This is a genomic window from Bradyrhizobium sp. UFLA05-125 (assembly GCF_059803515.1).
On record NZ_JBANBJ010000011.1, the window covers coordinates 12,369 to 28,264 of the forward strand.

Sequence of the window (15,896 nt, forward strand, 5' to 3'; positions counted from 1 at the left end):
ATCAGCTTGGCGTGAAGAAAGGCCCTGAAAATACAGTAATATGGTTGCCGCACGGGGATGTGAGTGGTATCCCGCGCCCCATGACGACCGCCCCCATTTCCAACATCCGCAATTTCTCCATCGTCGCCCATATCGACCATGGCAAATCGACGCTGGCCGACCGCCTGATCCAGATGACGGGCGGCCTGTCCGAGCGCGAAATGGCCGGCAAGGAGCAGGTGCTCGATTCCATGGACATCGAGCGCGAGCGCGGCATCACGATCAAGGCGCAGACCGTCCGGCTCTCGTACCGCGCCAAGGACGGCAAGGACTACATCTTCAACCTGATGGACACGCCCGGCCATGTCGACTTCGCCTATGAAGTCTCGCGGTCGCTGGCGGCCTGCGAGGGTTCCCTGCTCGTGGTCGACGCCAGCCAGGGCGTGGAAGCGCAGACGCTCGCCAACGTCTATCAGGCACTCGACAACAATCACGAGATCGTCCCGGTCCTGAACAAGGTCGACCTTCCGGCCGCCGAGCCGGAAAAGATCAAGCAGCAGATCGAGGACGTCATCGGCATCGACGCGTCGGACGCGGTGATGATCTCGGCCAAGACCGGCCTCGGCGTGCCCGATGTGCTGGAGGCCATCGTCACCCGCCTGCCGGCGCCCAAGGGCGACCGCGACGCCACCCTGAAGGCGCTGCTGGTGGATAGCTGGTACGACGTCTATCTCGGCGTCGTCGTGCTGATCCGTGTCGTCGACGGCGTCATGAAGAAGGGCAGCCGCGTGCGCATGATGGGCACGGGCGCAGCCTATGACATCGAGCGCGTCGGTTTCTTCACGCCGAAGATGCAGCAGGTCGACGAGCTCGGCCCCGGCGAGATCGGCTTCATCACCGCCGCGATCAAGGAAGTCGCCGACACCCGCGTCGGCGACACCATCACCGACGACAAGAAGCCGGTCGCCGAGATGCTGCCGGGCTTCAAGCCGGCAATTCCGGTCGTGTTCTGCGGCCTGTTCCCGGTCGATGCCGACGACTTCGAGACCCTGCGCGCCGCGATGGGCAAGCTGCGCCTCAACGACGCCAGCTTCTCCTTCGAGATGGAGACCTCGGCCGCGCTCGGCTTCGGCTTCCGCTGCGGCTTCCTCGGGCTGTTGCACCTCGAGATCATCCAGGAACGGCTGTCGCGCGAGTTCGATCTCAATTTGATCGCGACCGCGCCGAGCGTCATCTACAAGATGAAGCTGACCGACGGCGCCGAGATCGAGATCCACAATCCCGTCGACATGCCGGACGTGGTCAAGATCGCCGAGATCGACGAGCCCTGGATCGAGGCCACGATCCTCACGCCCGACGAATATCTCGGCAGCGTGCTGAAGCTCTGCCAGGACCGCCGTGGCTCGCAGAAGGAGCTCACCTATGTCGGCTCCCGCGCCATGGTGAAGTACGATTTGCCGCTCAACGAGGTCGTGTTCGACTTCTACGACCGCCTGAAATCGGTCTCCAAGGGCTACGCCTCGTTCGACTATCACCTCACCGACTACAAGCCGGCCGATCTCGTCAAGATGCAGATCCTGGTCAATGCCGAGCCGGTCGATGCGCTCTCGATGCTGGTGCATCGCACCCGCGCGGAGGGCCGCGGCCGCGCCATGGTCGAGAAGATGAAGGAGCTGATCCCGCCGCACATGTTCCAGATCCCGATCCAGGCGGCGATCGGCGGCAAGGTGATCGCCCGCGAAACCGTCCGCGCGCTGCGCAAGGACGTCACCGCAAAGTGCTACGGCGGCGACATCACGCGTAAGCGGAAACTTCTGGAGAAGCAGAAGGAAGGCAAGAAGAAGATGCGGCAGTTCGGCAAGGTCGACATCCCGCAGGAAGCTTTCATTGCCGCGCTGAAGGTCGATAGCTGAGGCGGATGAGACCGGGTCCGGCCTGAGGCCTCCGCGGCCCGACAACAAAAAGCTCTAAAACAACCCCATGCAAAGTAGCCCTACCTGCGTTATGGGTGCTCTCCCCCTCATCCTGAGGAGCCCGCGAGAGCGGGCGTCTCGAAGGATGGCCGCGGGGAAGATGCGGGCCTTCATAGTTCGCTCGGCGATGCGCAGCATCGTCCGGAGACGCGCTTCGCGCTCCTCACCATGAGGTCTATGACGCAGTCGGCGTAGCCGGCAACGGCCGATATGATGTCTTCCGATTTTACGAAATCCATTTGACACGTCGGGCAAATCACCGGCATGATGGCATCATCGCCGCTCGTGGGTCGGGTGGAGTCCCGCTGGGGGAGACGATGCAGCGCTCGATCAACGTTATCGCGGCCATAGGCCTTGCGCTTGGTGGTGCCCTGGGCATGGCGGGGGCTATGGTCACGCAACAGAACGTGCAGGGGATTCTGTGGGCGATCGACGGCTCGGGGCTTGTGATGGCAGCAGCACTGCTGGCGACAAAATACTTTCGGGCAGGACATGATGTCGTCGCCGGCGGCTTTCTGGTTTTTGCCATCGGCGAGGGTGTCATCATGCTGTCAGGCCCTGCGGCGGGCCTGGCGGGCAGCATCGGCGCGTTTGCCGCCGGCAGCGCTCTTTGGGGGACGGCGCTTCTCCTCATCAGCGTCCCAAAGCTGTTTGCCATGCCAATCCGAATCCTTGGCATCGTGAGCGCGGTCCTGTTCATCGTCACAGCGGCGAGAATTTTCTGGGGTGAGCCGCTAGCGCCAACGTCCACACCGTTGCCGACCTACGCCTATCCCGTGCTGGTCGCGACCTTCGCCGGCTGGATCTGGACGCTCTGGCGGGAAACCGACGGCAAATAGCGTTCGGCGTTAGTCGCCGCATCGAAGCTGGATCGTGGAGCCCAGCTTTATTCGCGGGCTGATCGAACCCGGACGGAAATCAACGACACTATCTTCTGCTGAGTGATCTGCCGCGTCCGCCCAGGGGCGGCATAGGGGAGAGTCTGTCATGCGGAAACGAAACTGGCGATTGATTGCCGTGGGCGTGGTGCTCCTGGCCCTCGCCGTCCTGTTCTTTCTGTCCATGCGGGACATGACGCCCTGGTCCAACAACCCTGTCGCGCTGATGCGCACGGTCGGCGAAGTCTCCGGCACCGTCGGCGGCATCAGCATCGCGATGATCGTGTTCGGACTGATCGGCCGGAAGGCGCCGGCCTGATAGGCCGCATGCCGAAAAAGCCGTTGGCGTAAGCGACGAAGGCTCCGTCTCCCCACTTAACACGCGATGTCCGTTCCGGGTCATTTTCGGCAGACTCAGCGGGGTCGACGACCGGTTGATGTCCGCTTCTGTGCCGTAGGGGAAATGCCGGGCTCGACACTAACGCGTCGCCGCGGATAGACCGCCATCCCGCCCTCACAGGTCACGACAAGAATGGGCGCGGATCACCCAACTTTCCGGATTTGGCTTGATCGAACGTGGCGCGAGCGCTCGCGCCGCTGCTAGTTTCGGCGTTGACCAGATTAAATTCTTCTCGGGATTTCAAATGCAAACATCGATAGTTGCACGTCGGGAGAAAATACGAACGGTGTAGCGCCAATCTTGTTGGCGCCAAGACGGGCGTAGAAACCGGCGGCATTCGGGTTCGCGTTAATCAGGATGACGCTTCCTGCCATCTTTCTCGAAAGCTCCACAGCAGTCGCGAAAAGCCGGGTGCCAACGCCCCTCCGCGAAAAGGCTGGATCAACATAAATGCCCTCCAGTAGAATATAGCCTCCAATTCCCGTCGGTCTTGCAGCCACCCAGCCCTGCCGAGTCCCGGCTTCACCCTCAGCCACAAACACCAGCCCTGCTGCAACAAGCGGAAGGTTGATCTTGAGTCCAGGCATGAAGCGCGCAATGGCGTCATCGTCGTAACCGTCGTGCTTCGTTGCGCGCACCGAGATTTCGGTAAGCTCCGCGGCCTCGTCGACACGTGCAGGCCTAACTCGATTGCTTGTCATGGCTGATCCCTGTTCCACATCGCTCAAATAGCCGGAGCCGATCGAATTTCAAGGGACTGTAGCGGGTACAGCCAGTTGCCAGCGCAGACAGCAACCGGCCGAAAGACATCGTCCTCCTCTGGGCCACTTTCGGCGGATCCCTCAGCATCAACATCGACCGCGTGCAAAACACCTCGCGGCGCGGCAACGGAACAACGTTACATCTGAGAGTTCCGCGGAACGAAAAGGAGCGTCAGTCTTTCTCTGGCCTTTAGGGAGGTGCGCATGACTTATCAGGCCACGGAAGGCGCGTGTGCGTTCGCTTGGCGGAACTACTTGCTGCTCCACAGCGGTGTCAGCGAGAACGACAACAGGCGTTCCACTCTCTATAGCTACGTCACCAATCTGCGGGATGCAGGTCAATATGATTTTGATCTCTTGCAGATTGCGGCAGTCGCCTACTTGAAGAACCTGGACGCACTGCATGACGACCGAGCTGCGAGGCTCGCAGCAGATCGCGTGTTGGCCGATTGTCTGGAGTCACGCAGTGCACAGCAGACACGCGGCTTTAGCGCATAACACCAGAGCGAAGGAGCGAACAGCATGGCAGATCAGACCGCTAACGCAAACCGTTTCGCGCGCGACTCACAGAGCCGCATCACCTCAGCAACAGCAATCGGCATGAATGCCTTGAAGCCAATCATGAACTTTCAGGTCTCAATGCTGAGGATGTGGGCCGATAGTATTGAGAGGTTCGCGGGCAATTACCAAAAGGAGTTGGACGAAGCCGCGACCGCCGCAAAGGAACAGTCAGACAAGGAACGCGCCGCGTAAACTGACGCGACTGGTCAGGTTATCTTATCCCCTGAGAGCGGCGGAGTGGCCGACATCCGCCAGCCGCCGCTCGAGACATGAGCGGACGAGCGAATGGACCGATCAAATGCCGAGCACACTCTGGTAGGCGAACAGAGCCGGGGCGCCGCCAGTATGAATGAAAACAACATCCGTATCGGGTTGCCATCGCCTTGCCCGAACAAGCGCGATCAGCCCGGCCAATCCCTTCCCGGAGTAGACTGGGTCCAGGGGCAGGGCTTCGAGCGAACCCGCGAGCTTGATGGCCTCGATGGTTGCTGCATGCGGCACGCCATACGCTGGACCGGCGTGCCCCGCGACGACCTCGACATCGTTCTCGTCGAAATCGGTGCGGATCAAATCGGCTGCGGCTCTTGCGTAGGTGATAACGTCGGAACGCACGCGCTCCGGTTCGGCATCGATGTCGATACCGATGATCCGCGTCGCGGGCATCGCAACCGATGCCCCGACAACGAGACCGGCCTGTGTTCCCGCGCTCCCGGTGCAATGCACGATCGCAGCGGGGCGAATGCCGAGTGCCCGCGACTGCTCCGCGATCTCCACAATCGTCGATGCGTAGGCAATCGCGCCGAGTGGATTGGAAACGCCGTATGGCACGAAGTAAGGCTGACGACCTTCCGCCCTGAGCCGGCTTCCCAGTTCCTCAATCGCGGCGTTGCGATTTCCTGTCCACGGCACATCATGGAGATGCGCGCCGAACAGCCGATTGAGCAGCGCATTTCCCGAAGTTTCGTACTCAGGGGTCGGCGGAGCCACACGACCGTGATAGACGGCAAGATGGCACTCCATCCCGAGCTTGGCTGCCGCGGCAGCGACCTGACGCTGGCTGTTGGACTGGACGACGCCACCAGAGACCAGCACATCAGCCTTGGATGCGACGGCATCGTGAAGGACGTAATCGAGTTTGCGCAGCTTGTTGCCGCCAAAGCCAAGACCGGTCGCGTCCTCACGCTTGACCCATAGGCGTGGCCCGCCCAAATACGCAGCAAGTCGCCTCATTGGCTCGAGAGGTGTGGGCAGGCTCGCGAGCCCCAAGCGCGGAAACACCGACAGCTTGGAGGCCAGAGCCGATGCGTCTCCTTTCGTCATGTCGTCGAGAGTACAGAGGCTGCCGACTTCCGCAAGGGGTCCGCAACCGCCTTCGCGGGGAGGCGCCCGCCATGTTACAAGGGCCGAGCGAAGCATTCCGAGACTGCCACTCAACCGAGAGAGAGCCAGTGGAGAACATTCGCAGTCGTGCATTTGAGTTCGTCGATGAGCTGCAGCAGATTCCCGCGACTGCAGGCATCATGGATGCATTGCGCGAAGCGCTCAGGCAGCACGGCATCGAGTATTTCTGCTTCAGCTTCGTCACCCTCAGAGCAAACGAACGCACCGAAGACATTATCCTTGGTGACGAGTTCCCGGACGGTTGGGTGAAGCACTATATCGACAACGATTACGTTCATGCCGATCCTGCTGTCCGACATTCCAGGACGGCGACTCGACCCTTTCGATGGGTCAAGGAAGCCCCTTATGACGCGCGGCTTGAATTGAGGACTGTCGAGATGGTGCAGCGGGCGCGGGATTGGGGCCTGCAGGATGGCTACGTGGTCCCGGTTGCCTCACCCGCTGGCCGGTTGGGCCAGGTATGGTTCGGCGGCCACGAGGTCGAGTTGCCAGAGCATGAACTGCCTGCGCTGCACTTCATGGCGCTGTACGCGTTTGATCGGGTGCTGAGGTTGCGCGGCACGCCCGATTTGCCGCACATCATCCTATCGGAGCGCGAGCGCGAGGTGCTGACGCTGGCGGCCATCGGCCGGACGAGCGATCAGATTGCAGAGACAATGAATATAACCGAGCGGACGGTGAAGGAGCACATCAAGAACTGTTGCAAGAAGTTGGGTGCGGTAACCCGCACGCAGGCCGTGATGATTGCGATGCGCGACAGGATCATCCGGCCGTAGCAGCGTTCTAGCGTAAATGCGGCCCGAGCCAATGACCGGGCCGCGTCCCCATAAGCAGCCCGTGCCTCAGGCTTCGGCCTCAATCCGGAACGAGCACCGGTTCGGACCAATCGGGCTGGAGCAATCCCAACAATCACCTCTTGCCGTATTCCGTGAAAACGTAATCGCGGCTCTGCACCACCGTGTGGCACGCGAACCCGCACTTCGCGTCATGTTCCTGCGGCGGAGTGCTCGCCTCTGTGGAGGGGCTAAAGGTATCGGACGCCGCGTCGTAGTCGAACGCGCCCCATCCCCATCCGCCACTATCCGCGAACCTCTTGCTATCCTTCACCATGAAATCAACGTCATGCTGGGTGCCCGGCACCGTTGGCTGACCAGGGTATGTTTCTTGCTTTTTTGGGATCCAGTGAATCTTCGCCATCTTGGCACCGTCCGGGAAAGGCTTGCCATTGCCGGGCACGCCTGCCCTGTAAGCATCGATCATTGCCTGATTCCCCACGATCACGGCGATCGCGCCGCCGTTCTCGCTGATCGCGATCACTGGCCAATCTTCGTATCCTCTAAACTCGGAGAACGCGAGCCCATTTGGTACTTGCACCGTGTACTTGTCCTGCGCGGAAATCGCGGCACCAACCGTGAAAACGACGATCGACGCCGAAGTACCGAGACCACTCAGCGTGAGTTTTTTCATTGTCGCATCTCCTTCGTTGGTTTAGCGGACGATGACGATCGATCACTCCGTTGGAAATTGCGTCGTCGCGTTTCCCTCTCCGAACAGCGCCGACCATTGCTCACCGGGAACGTGAGTACAGCATGGATTTGCGCATTACGAAACGGGGCGAAAGCGCCGCTTGCGGGCGCCGTCGGCGGCATCAGCTTCGTGTTGATCGTGTTCGGGCTGACCGGCCGGAAAGAGCCGGTTTGAGCGGGCCGTGTACCGATTAAGCCGTTGGCGTCGGGCGATGGAGGCTCAGTCCGCCTTCTCCCGCAAGTCGAGAAGAACCACCGCATCAACCGGATTGACGTGATGCATGCGGAATATGCTCCGGCTGCGCCCCGGCGACCCACGCGGCCTCGTCGCTCCGGCGCGCCACCAACTCCTGCCGCATCGGCTTGAGAACGAAGATGGCCATCAGGGCGGCAATAACATTGAACAGCGCGGCAATGATGAAGGCGCCTTTCCAGCCTCCGGTCTCCATCACCAGCACGTTGGCGAGCGGCACCAGCAATGAGGCCGTTCCTTTCGCCGTGTAGAGCAAGCCCGCATTTGTGGTGGCGTACGCCGCACCAAAGCAATCGGTGCAGGTGGTTGGAAAGAGGCTGTAAATCTCACCCCAGGCGAAGAACACGACTCCGCTCAGAAGCACAAACCCCAGGGGGTTCTGCCCATAAACGTACAGAGCCCAAATGCCGATGCCCTCCAGCAGGAAGGCGATGAACATGGTGTTTTCGCGCCCGAGGAAATCGGAAACCCAGCCAAAGAAGGGTCGCGTCAGTCCGTTGAGAACGCGATCGATCGTCAACGCGAATGTCAACGCAGGCAGAGTGATGCCAATGAGCGTGACCGGCACGGTGTCGAGATGGAAGTCCTTGGCGATGGGCTTGAGTTGCGCCGTTGCCATCAACCCGCCCGCCGCCATCAGCGCAAACATCACATACATGACCCAGAACGTCGGCTCTTTGAGGACCTGTAGCGGCTTGTATTGAATAAGACTTTGCTGGACGAACCTGCTGGTCGAGACTTGCGGAGTTTGTCCATGGCGCGGTGCGAACAGGAACAACGACAGCACCACGACGACCAGGCCCTGAACTATGCCGAAAGTGAAGAATGTGCCCTCGTATCCATGGGTCGAGATCATCTTTTGAATGGGAATGATCGTGAGAGCCGAACCAATGCCGAAGCCTGCGGCCGTTAGTCCGGCCGCGAAGCCACGACGGTCGGGAAACCATTTGAGTGCATTGCCAATGCAGGTGCCGTAAACGGCGCCCGTGCCCACACCGCCGATGATCTGGGCACTGTACAGCATCGTCAGCGAATCCGCGGAGGAATTGATGATCCAGGCGAGTCCGGTAAGACACCCACCTACAAAGACAATAATCCGCGGCCCGAAACGATCGACGAGGTAGCCCTCGAATGGCACGAGCCAGGTTTCAAACAGCACAAAAAGCGTGAACGCCACCTGGATCGAGGCCAGGTTCCAGCCGTGCTTTTGGCTGATGGGGATGGTGAAAAGCGTCCACCCGTATTGGAGGTTGGCGATCATCACCATGCAGATGATGCCGACAATCAATTGAGTCCAACGGGTCGCTTCGGAGGCCTGCTCCGCAGGCCGGTCGGTATCTGACATCGCAGTCATGGGGGCGCTCCTTCACCCCCTGACCCTCCAAGTGTTGCGCAGCTTCTCTGGGATCGCCATTAGACGGAAGGATGAAGCGAGGCGGGCTGCCGCAAAAGATCTTCCCGCGTGCACGTTTTGGAGGAGGTGACCGCACGCTGCTCCCGCACTGGTTCGACAAAAAATTCAGGGATCGGCCGGAACCCTGACGGGAACATCACCTTGATCCTCCGCGCTGGATAGACCACGATCGCGCTTCTGACCGCTCACACCAGAATGGGCGAGGAAACGCGAATGAACGTCACTCCCGGGGTTGGCCTGGTCGAACGGGCGCGCTTGATTGCGCCGCTGATCGCGCGCGAGGCGGACGAGATCGAGCGGACACGGCGGCTGACGCCGCCCGTCGTCGACGCACTGATCGAGAACGGGCTTTACCGCGCGCTGCTGCCGCAGAGCCTCGGCGGCACTGAAGCCGCGCCCGAAGTTTTCATGCAGATGCTGGAGGAGGTCGCGAAGGCCGACGCGTCGGTTGCCTGGTGTCTCGGCCAGTGCAGCGTCTGTGCCATGATCGCAGCGTCGCTCGACCATGGCACCGCGCACGACATCTTCAACACGCCGCCCGGCGTCCTCGCCTGGGGTGCGGTTGCGCACGAGGCGCACGCGGTCGAGGGCGGCTACCGCGTCACGGCGCGCTGGGATTTTGCCTCCGGCTCGCGGCAGGCGAGCTGGCTGGGCGCGCATGTGCGCATCGTCGGCACCGACGGGGCGCCACGCAGAAATGCCGATGGCTCGCCGGAGGTGCGCACCATCCTGTTTCCGGTCGCAAGCGCGACGCTGCACGACGTCTGGCACGCGATCGGCCTCGCCGGCACCGGGACCGATTCCTATGAGGTCAACGATCTCCTCATCCCCGAGCGCTTCACCGCGTTTCGTGATGTGCCCTCCGCACTACGCGAAACGGGGCCGCTCTACAAGCTCGGCACCGGCTCGACCTACAGCCTCGGCTTTGCCGCAGTGTCGCTTGGTGTTGCGCGGGCCGCGCTGGATGCGGCGATCGCGCTGGCGCGTGGCAAACATCAGTCGCTCGCGATGAAGGCGATGCGCGACAGCGCCGCCGTGCAAGGCCTGATCGGCCGCACCGAAGGCGACTTGCGTGCGGCGCGCGCGTATCTCTATGCGACGGCGGGCGCAATGTGGCGCGAGCTGACCGCAACCGGCGAATTCAGGGAGCCGCATCGCATGGCCGTACGGCTGGCATCAACCTGGACCATCCAACAGTCCGCCAAGGTGGTCGATGCCGCCTATCACATGGCAGGCGCCTCCGCGGTGTTCCGCAGCAATCCCTTCGAGCGGCGCTTTCGCGACATGCACGCGATCGCCCAGCAAATCCAGGCGCGCGACACGCATTATGAGGATGTCGGCAGGGCAATCCTGTCGGCGGGCTGAGCCTGTGATCCGGCCCTTCTAAGCCCTGCGCGCGCCGGGGAGCAGGCCGCGCCAACCGAGGCCGATGACCAGGGCGAGCATCAGGAGCAGCACTGCGCCGACGGCTAAGCCGACGATACGGTCGCCGCCCGAGCAGACGTCGCGATCGAGGCAGGCGCTCGAAAGCAAGCCCCGTTCCAGCAGGGCGCCAAACGCCATCACATAAACGAAAACGCCGAGCGCGAGATAGGCCATCGTCACCAGGGTGCGGCGCAGGCGTGACGGCATTGCCGCGTCATCGAGCTCGCGGCGCTCGGTGATGAATTGCGATGACGTCGCCTTGGTGAGATCGCGGATCTGGACGGTGGAGTGCGTCAGGAGATCGTGAACCGCCTGGTTACGGCGCGTGGCCATCATGGTCAGGAAGGAATACCAGCTCAGCAAACTCTTGACGGCGAAGCGCGCGAACGCCTTTCTGAAGCTCAGATTGCCGCCGCCATCATCGACGATGCGCAGGTTGGTCCAGTAGTGCCCGAGCGTGCCGCCCGTGCGCGAGACCAGCACCGGCTCGTAGAACACCAGGATCAGCACGACCGCGATGCCAAGAACGCGCGCCACCGTGTCGCTTTGCAGATTGCTCGCCAGCGCCACGGCGCCGAACAGCAGGGCCATCGCCAGCATCCAGTCGAGCAGGATAGCCTTCAGCCGCCGCGAGAATCGCGCATAGCGCGGGCCGTCCGTCGTGGCTGGGGTAGTGATGCTCATGAGCGCCGATCCCGTCATCCGATTCGATCATCAGACGCCGGGACTCGCGCAGAGGTTCAATCAGGCCACCAGCGCGGCGTTCTCCTCGCCGGCTGCGTCGACGCCGCGCTGCGCCGCGAGCAGGCTGACGATCTCGGCATTGGGACGGGCCCTGGAGAACAGGAAACCCTGCCCTTCGTGGCAGCCCTCGGCGCGCAGGCAGCTCAGCTCGGCCTCGGTCTCGACACCCTCGGCGGTGATGGTGACTCCTAAGCCTTTGCCGAGACTGACGATCGAGCGGATGATCGCCTGCGATTCGCGGTTGGCGCCGAGGTCGCGCACGAACGACTGATCGATCTTGATCTTGTCGAAGGGGAAGCTGCGCAAGTAGCTGAGGCTGGAATAGCCGGTGCCGAAATCGTCCATGGAGATCCGCACGCCGAGCGCGCGCAAGGCGTGCAGCGTCGCGAGCACCTGGGCGCTCTTCTCCAGCAGCAGCGTCTCGGTGATCTCGAGCTCGAGCCGAAGCGGCGGCAGGCCGGAATGCTTCAGCGCCTCGGTGACGATCGAGAGCAGATTGCCGCTGCGAAATTGCAGCGGCGACAGATTGACGGCGACGCGGACGTCGTCCGGCCAGGTCGCGGCATCCACGCAGGCCCGGCGCAGCATCAAGCCGCCGAGCGGGTTGATCAGTCCGGTGTCCTCGGCAACCGGAATGAACTCGGCCGGCGAGACCATGCCGCGCTCGGCGTGCGGCCAGCGCACCAGCGCCTCGAAGCCGGTGATGCGACCGCTCGAAAGGTCGATCAGCGGCTGATAGAATGGCCGTAGCACGTCGTTCTGGATCGCATCGCGCAGCTCGACCTCGATCTTGCGGCGGCTCTGCGCCCTCGCATGCAGTGCCGCCTCGAAGAACGCGAACGTCCCGCGTGCATCTAGCTTCGCGCGCGACAGCGCCATGTCGGCGCTCTTGAGCAACTTCTCGGACTCATCGCCGTCGCCGGGCGCCATGGCGATGCCGATGGAGGCGCCGATCACCACGGAATGGCCGTCGAGCAGATAGGGATCGGCGATGGCCCCCAGCAGGCGTTTTGCCAGCCCCACCGCATCCTCCGGCCGGGACAGGCCGCCCTGGACGACGACGAATTCGTCCGAATTGAGCCGCGCCAGCGCATCTTCATCGCGCAGGGTGGAGCGCAGGCGCTTGGCGACGGCGCGCAGCAGCTTGTCGCCGATCGCGTGGCCGAGCGTGTCGTTGACCGCCTTGAAATTGTCGAGGCCCAGCATCAGCACCGCAACCTTCTCGGCGCTGCGGCGCGTATGCAGCAGCACCTCTTCCATCTGCTGACGCAGCAGATTGCGGTTCGGCAGCCCGGTCAGCCCGTCGTGCTGTGCCATGAAGGCAAGGCGCGCCTCGGCGCGCTTGCGTTCGGTGATGTCCATGAGTGCCAGCAGCACCGCTGGCCGATCGGCGTAGGTCAGTTCGCGCGAATAGATCGCCAGATCAATCAGCGCGCCGTCGGCCTTCACATGCTTCCAGGTCCGCGCGGCCTGCTCCTCGCTGCTGCGGCCGCCTGTCCAGGGCAGCTCGCTGTCGAAGGCCTGCAGCGAGCGGATCGTCAACTTCTCGAATTCGGTGCGACTGTGGCCGTAATGCGCGACCGCGGCGTCGTTGACGGCGAGGATGCGCTCGTCGTCCAGCGCGCAGACGATCATCGGCACGGGGTTGCTGTCGAACAGCAGGCGGAACGAGGCCTCGCGCTGCTTCAGCTCGGTGATGTCGACGCGGAGACCGACGACACCGCCGTCATCGGTCAGGCGCTCGTCGATCAGGATGACGCGGCCGTCGGCCAGCTTCTGCTCGTGACGCGCGCCGGGCTGACGGAGCTTTTGAAGCCGCTCGGTGATCCATTCCTCTTCATGACCGGTGGCTTCCGGATAGTCGCCGCGCGCAACGCCGATGCGCAGGGTATCCTCCAGCCGCGCGCCTTGCGCGAACAGGTCGGCGGTCTTGCTGTAGATCTCGGAATATTTCTTGTTCCAGAGAACGTAGCGGCCCTCGGGGTCGAGAAACACGATGCCTTGCGGCAGGAGGTCGATGGCCTGGCGCAGCCGTTCATGCGATTTGCGCGCATCCGCGATCGCAGCTTCGGCTTCCGCACGGCTCTGCACGAGCGCATCTGTCTCGACCGGCGCAGCATGAGGCTTCACGCGCTTGGTCGCGGGCTCGCGCGATCGTCCGGCTGCCCAGGTGAGCGCCGACCGCTTTCGCTTTCTTGCTTTTCGAGATCCCAAACTGAACTTCACTCGTCGCACTCGCGCCTAGCGGTCGCAAGTTGTCCGACAAGTGTCTGAAAAAAAAGTAATCCTGGGCGCGCCGCCCGCCGGGCGCGCCGCGCGGCGTCCCCTCGCGAATTGTACTTTCGTGCCGGATTGAAGAGCGGCTGAGCCTTGCGCGTCGCGATAGACGAATGCGGTAGTCGCTACCGGAAGGAAGGATGACGCAAAAACGCGCGCCCCTATGAATCGATTCCGAATTTTGTCGGTTTTTATACAGGGCATGGCGATCCCTGACGTCATCGCACGAATTTTGATCAATCCAGCTTAGGGTTATTGCGGCGTTAAGAGAGGCCGCCGTCAGCCCCGTCGGGGCTGAATTTTTCGAGGTGAATCCTAATCAGCACCCGGCGACTTGGGCACAACAGCTTTCGCGTTGTGGTCGGACAAAACTGCCGGCACGTCGAACTTGCCGGTCTCGAGATGATCCGACATCTTGCAGCCCGCGGCAGCAACGGCTGGCGGATCGTCCGGCGGCGGCGTTTGCAATCGAGAGGTCGAGCGAAACCTGCTCACGGGACCGCGCCAAGCGCCTTCAGTTCGGCAATGGCGGCGTCCCGTTCGTCGGAGTCCTGCGGGCAATCGCTGGCCACCACACGAAAAAAGCGGGTTGCTTCATCCTTCACCCCCTTCGTCAGCGCAAGCTCTCCACTGTAGAAATTGACCTCGCAGACTTTGTCCTTCTTCTTGGCGGCGTCCGGATCGTCGATGGCAGCAAGGACAGCAGCAGGCGTCATCTGGTCCATGAACAATCTGATGACCGGCGCCGGCCAGACAGTCATGTCGACCTTGGAGCTGGCTTGCGCCAGACGGCTCGGGAGATTGTTCCGCCGACTGACGATATCGAGCCACAACGCCGAATAGGCATCCTCCGGCGCGTTCGCACTTGCCCGGCTAAGATCGGCCAGCGCCTTTTCGGCTGAGCCGGCAAAGAAATATGAACGCCCCCGGACAAGGTAGGCGAGATAGGATCCCGGATCGAGCCGGATGGCCTCATTGTAGTCGGCCATAGCGCGGACGTCATCACGCTTGGCGTGGTAAGCGATGCCTCGAAGGATGAAGGCGTTGGCCTCTTTGGGGTCGAGCCGGATCGCCTCACTATAGTCCGCGATGGCGCGGTCATTGTCGCCCTTGTGGCTGAAGGCGTTACCGCGACCGAGGAAGGCGCCGACGCGTTTGGGATCGAGCCGTATCGCCTCGCTGTAATCGGTGATGGCGCGGTCGTTGTCGCCCTTGGCGCGAAACGTCATCCCTAGACCGACGAAGGCCTTGACGTACTTGGGATTGAGCCGGATCGCCTCGTTGTAGTCGGCGACGGCGCGGTCGTTATCACCCTTGTCGTGGTAGGCGCTCCCTCGATTTTGGAAGGCCATGGCGGATTTGGGATCGATACGGATCGCCTCACTATAGTCGGCGATGGCGCGGTCGTTGTCACCCTTGTCGTTGAAGGCGTTACCTCGATTGACGAACGCCTTGACGTACTTGGGATCGAGCCGGATCGCCTCGCTGTAGTCGGCAATGGCGCGGTCGTTATCACCCTTGTCGTGGTAGGCGCTCCCTCGATTTTGGAAGGCCATGGCGGATTTGGGATCAAGACGAATCGCCTCGTTGAAGTCGGCGATGGCCCGGTCGGTGTCGTCCTCGTCGCTGAAGGCAATACCTCGACCGACAAAGGCCTTGCCGTGCTTGGGATCGAGCCGGATTGCCTCGCTGTAGTCGGCGATAGCGCGGTCGTTGTCGCCCCTGTCGTGGTAGGCGCTACCTCGATTTTGGAAGGCCGTGGCGAATTTGGAATCGAGCCGGATCGCCTCATTGTAGTCGGCGATGGCGCGGTCGAGGTCGCCCTTGGCGTGGTAGGCGTTACCTCGATTTTGGAAGGCCATGGCGAATTTGGGATCGATGCGGATCGCCGCATCGTAATCGGCGATGGCACGGTCGTTGTCGCCCTGCTCGTTATAGGCCGCGCCGCGATTGTTGAGGGCCATGGCCAATTTGGGATCGAGCTGGATCGCCTTATTCAAGTCGGCCATGGCGCGGTCGTTGTCACCCTTGGCGTGATAGGCGGCAGCTCGATTGGTGTAGAAGGCCGCCAGATGAGAGCCTTTCCATTGCCCCGAATTGATGCCCTGCGTACAGTCAATGATCGCAGCCTCGGGGTCTTGCGGACTGTCACACTCGCCAGCGGCGTCGGCTGAGTAACTTAAGAACATCGTTGCGGCAAAGAGCGCGCTCCAGAATCTCCAATCCGCGGGGCTCATGCAATGTCCTTGGGTGACCTCTGGTATCCCCGAGTTTGTATCAGTTTTTGTTGTTCCGGTTCACGTT

The 15,896-nt window shown here is 62.1% G+C and carries 15 protein-coding genes; 7 read left to right on the forward strand and 8 right to left on the reverse strand.

Annotated elements, in window-relative coordinates; genetic code table 11:
- Nucleotides 1-80 precede the first annotated feature (80 nt).
- The 3 genes from lepA (at nt 81) to SO156_RS13320 (ending at nt 3,149) form a co-directional block, all read left to right on the forward strand.
- A complete protein-coding gene (gene lepA, locus SO156_RS13310; RefSeq protein ID WP_498535077.1) occupies nt 81-1,892 on the forward strand; it encodes a translation elongation factor 4 in 1,812 nt (603 codons plus the stop codon).
- A gap of 377 nt (nt 1,893-2,269) precedes the next feature.
- Nucleotides 2,270-2,791: a hypothetical protein gene (locus SO156_RS13315; protein ID WP_498535078.1), complete on the forward strand. Its 522-nt coding sequence runs from the start codon at nt 2,270-2,272 to the stop codon at nt 2,789-2,791.
- Between the two features lie 148 nt (nt 2,792-2,939).
- On the forward strand, nt 2,940-3,149 hold the full coding sequence (locus SO156_RS13320; protein ID WP_498535079.1) for a hypothetical protein: 210 nt from the start codon (nt 2,940-2,942) through the stop codon (nt 3,147-3,149).
- A gap of 302 nt (nt 3,150-3,451) precedes the next feature.
- Here SO156_RS13320 and SO156_RS13325 read toward each other — a convergent pair whose 3' ends face one another.
- Nucleotides 3,452-3,931, reverse strand: a complete 480-nt coding sequence (locus tag SO156_RS13325; protein WP_498535080.1) for a GNAT family N-acetyltransferase — start codon at nt 3,929-3,931, stop codon at nt 3,452-3,454.
- A 264-nt stretch (nt 3,932-4,195) separates the two neighbouring features.
- On the opposite strand from SO156_RS13325, the gene SO156_RS13330 reads away from it, so the two are divergent.
- The gene (locus SO156_RS13330; protein ID WP_498535081.1) at nt 4,196-4,489 is read left to right on the forward strand and encodes a hypothetical protein; all 294 of its coding nucleotides are present in this window, start codon (nt 4,196-4,198) and stop codon (nt 4,487-4,489) included.
- 24 nt (nt 4,490-4,513) lie between these two features.
- Nucleotides 4,514-4,744 (forward strand): hypothetical protein, encoded by a 231-nt coding sequence (locus SO156_RS13335; RefSeq protein ID WP_498535082.1) that lies wholly within the window; start codon nt 4,514-4,516, stop codon nt 4,742-4,744.
- Between the two features lie 102 nt (nt 4,745-4,846).
- On the opposite strand, the gene SO156_RS13340 is transcribed toward SO156_RS13335, so the two are convergent.
- Complete coding sequence (locus SO156_RS13340; protein ID WP_498535083.1) at nt 4,847-5,968, reverse strand: D-cysteine desulfhydrase family protein; 1,122 nt, start codon at nt 5,966-5,968, stop codon at nt 4,847-4,849.
- Nucleotides 5,969-6,000: 32 nt separating this feature from the next.
- On the opposite strand from SO156_RS13340, the gene SO156_RS13345 reads away from it, so the two are divergent.
- Nucleotides 6,001-6,729, forward strand: coding sequence for a helix-turn-helix transcriptional regulator (locus SO156_RS13345; protein ID WP_498535084.1), 729 nt, complete (start codon nt 6,001-6,003; stop codon nt 6,727-6,729).
- Between the two features lie 133 nt (nt 6,730-6,862).
- Here SO156_RS13345 and SO156_RS13350 read toward each other — a convergent pair whose 3' ends face one another.
- Nucleotides 6,863-7,420, reverse strand: a complete 558-nt coding sequence (locus SO156_RS13350) for a cytochrome P460 family protein (protein WP_498535085.1) — start codon at nt 7,418-7,420, stop codon at nt 6,863-6,865.
- A 319-nt stretch (nt 7,421-7,739) separates the two neighbouring features.
- Nucleotides 7,740-9,077, reverse strand: a complete 1,338-nt coding sequence (gene oxlT / locus SO156_RS13355) for an oxalate/formate MFS antiporter (protein ID WP_498535168.1) — start codon at nt 9,075-9,077, stop codon at nt 7,740-7,742.
- A 282-nt stretch (nt 9,078-9,359) separates the two neighbouring features.
- Between oxlT and SO156_RS13360 the strand changes: the two genes are divergently transcribed.
- On the forward strand, nt 9,360-10,511 hold the full coding sequence (locus tag SO156_RS13360) for an acyl-CoA dehydrogenase family protein (RefSeq protein ID WP_458147974.1): 1,152 nt from the start codon (nt 9,360-9,362) through the stop codon (nt 10,509-10,511).
- An 18-nt stretch (nt 10,512-10,529) separates the two neighbouring features.
- Here the strand turns inward: SO156_RS13360 and SO156_RS13365 are convergent, their stop codons facing one another.
- From SO156_RS13365 to SO156_RS13380, 4 genes are all read right to left on the reverse strand, one after another.
- Entirely contained in the window at nt 10,530-11,255 is a 726-nt protein-coding gene (locus SO156_RS13365; protein WP_498535086.1) for an RDD family protein, read from the reverse strand.
- Between the two features lie 60 nt (nt 11,256-11,315).
- A complete protein-coding gene (locus SO156_RS13370) occupies nt 11,316-13,445 on the reverse strand; it encodes a sensor domain-containing protein (RefSeq protein WP_498535087.1) in 2,130 nt (709 codons plus the stop codon).
- Nucleotides 13,446-13,907: 462 nt separating this feature from the next.
- The gene (locus SO156_RS13375) at nt 13,908-14,087 is read right to left on the reverse strand and encodes a hypothetical protein (protein WP_498535088.1); all 180 of its coding nucleotides are present in this window, start codon (nt 14,085-14,087) and stop codon (nt 13,908-13,910) included.
- Complete coding sequence (locus tag SO156_RS13380; RefSeq protein ID WP_498535089.1) at nt 14,084-15,829, reverse strand: tetratricopeptide repeat protein; 1,746 nt, start codon at nt 15,827-15,829, stop codon at nt 14,084-14,086. Before SO156_RS13380 ends, SO156_RS13375 begins: the two co-directional genes overlap by 4 nt.
- Between the last annotated feature and the right edge of the window lie 67 nt (nt 15,830-15,896).

Bases quoted from the DNA above. Each gene is read 5' to 3' on its own strand.
- lepA (WP_498535077.1), top strand. From the start codon at position 81: ATGACGACCGCCCCCATTTCCAACATCCGCAATTTCTCCATCGTCGCC.
- SO156_RS13315 (WP_498535078.1), top strand. From the start codon at position 2,270: ATGCAGCGCTCGATCAACGTTATCGCGGCCATAGGCCTTGCGCTTGGT.
- SO156_RS13320 (WP_498535079.1), top strand. From the start codon at position 2,940: ATGCGGAAACGAAACTGGCGATTGATTGCCGTGGGCGTGGTGCTCCTG.
- SO156_RS13325 (WP_498535080.1), bottom strand. From the start codon at position 3,931: ATGACAAGCAATCGAGTTAGGCCTGCACGTGTCGACGAGGCCGCGGAG.
- SO156_RS13330 (WP_498535081.1), top strand. From the start codon at position 4,196: ATGACTTATCAGGCCACGGAAGGCGCGTGTGCGTTCGCTTGGCGGAAC.
- SO156_RS13335 (WP_498535082.1), top strand. From the start codon at position 4,514: ATGGCAGATCAGACCGCTAACGCAAACCGTTTCGCGCGCGACTCACAG.
- SO156_RS13340 (WP_498535083.1), bottom strand. From the start codon at position 5,968: ATGCTTCGCTCGGCCCTTGTAACATGGCGGGCGCCTCCCCGCGAAGGC.
- SO156_RS13350 (WP_498535085.1), bottom strand. From the start codon at position 7,420: ATGAAAAAACTCACGCTGAGTGGTCTCGGTACTTCGGCGTCGATCGTC.
- oxlT (WP_498535168.1), bottom strand. From the start codon at position 9,077: ATGTCAGATACCGACCGGCCTGCGGAGCAGGCCTCCGAAGCGACCCGT.
- SO156_RS13360 (WP_458147974.1), top strand. From the start codon at position 9,360: ATGAACGTCACTCCCGGGGTTGGCCTGGTCGAACGGGCGCGCTTGATT.
- SO156_RS13365 (WP_498535086.1), bottom strand. From the start codon at position 11,255: ATGAGCATCACTACCCCAGCCACGACGGACGGCCCGCGCTATGCGCGA.
- SO156_RS13380 (WP_498535089.1), bottom strand. From the start codon at position 15,829: ATGAGCCCCGCGGATTGGAGATTCTGGAGCGCGCTCTTTGCCGCAACG.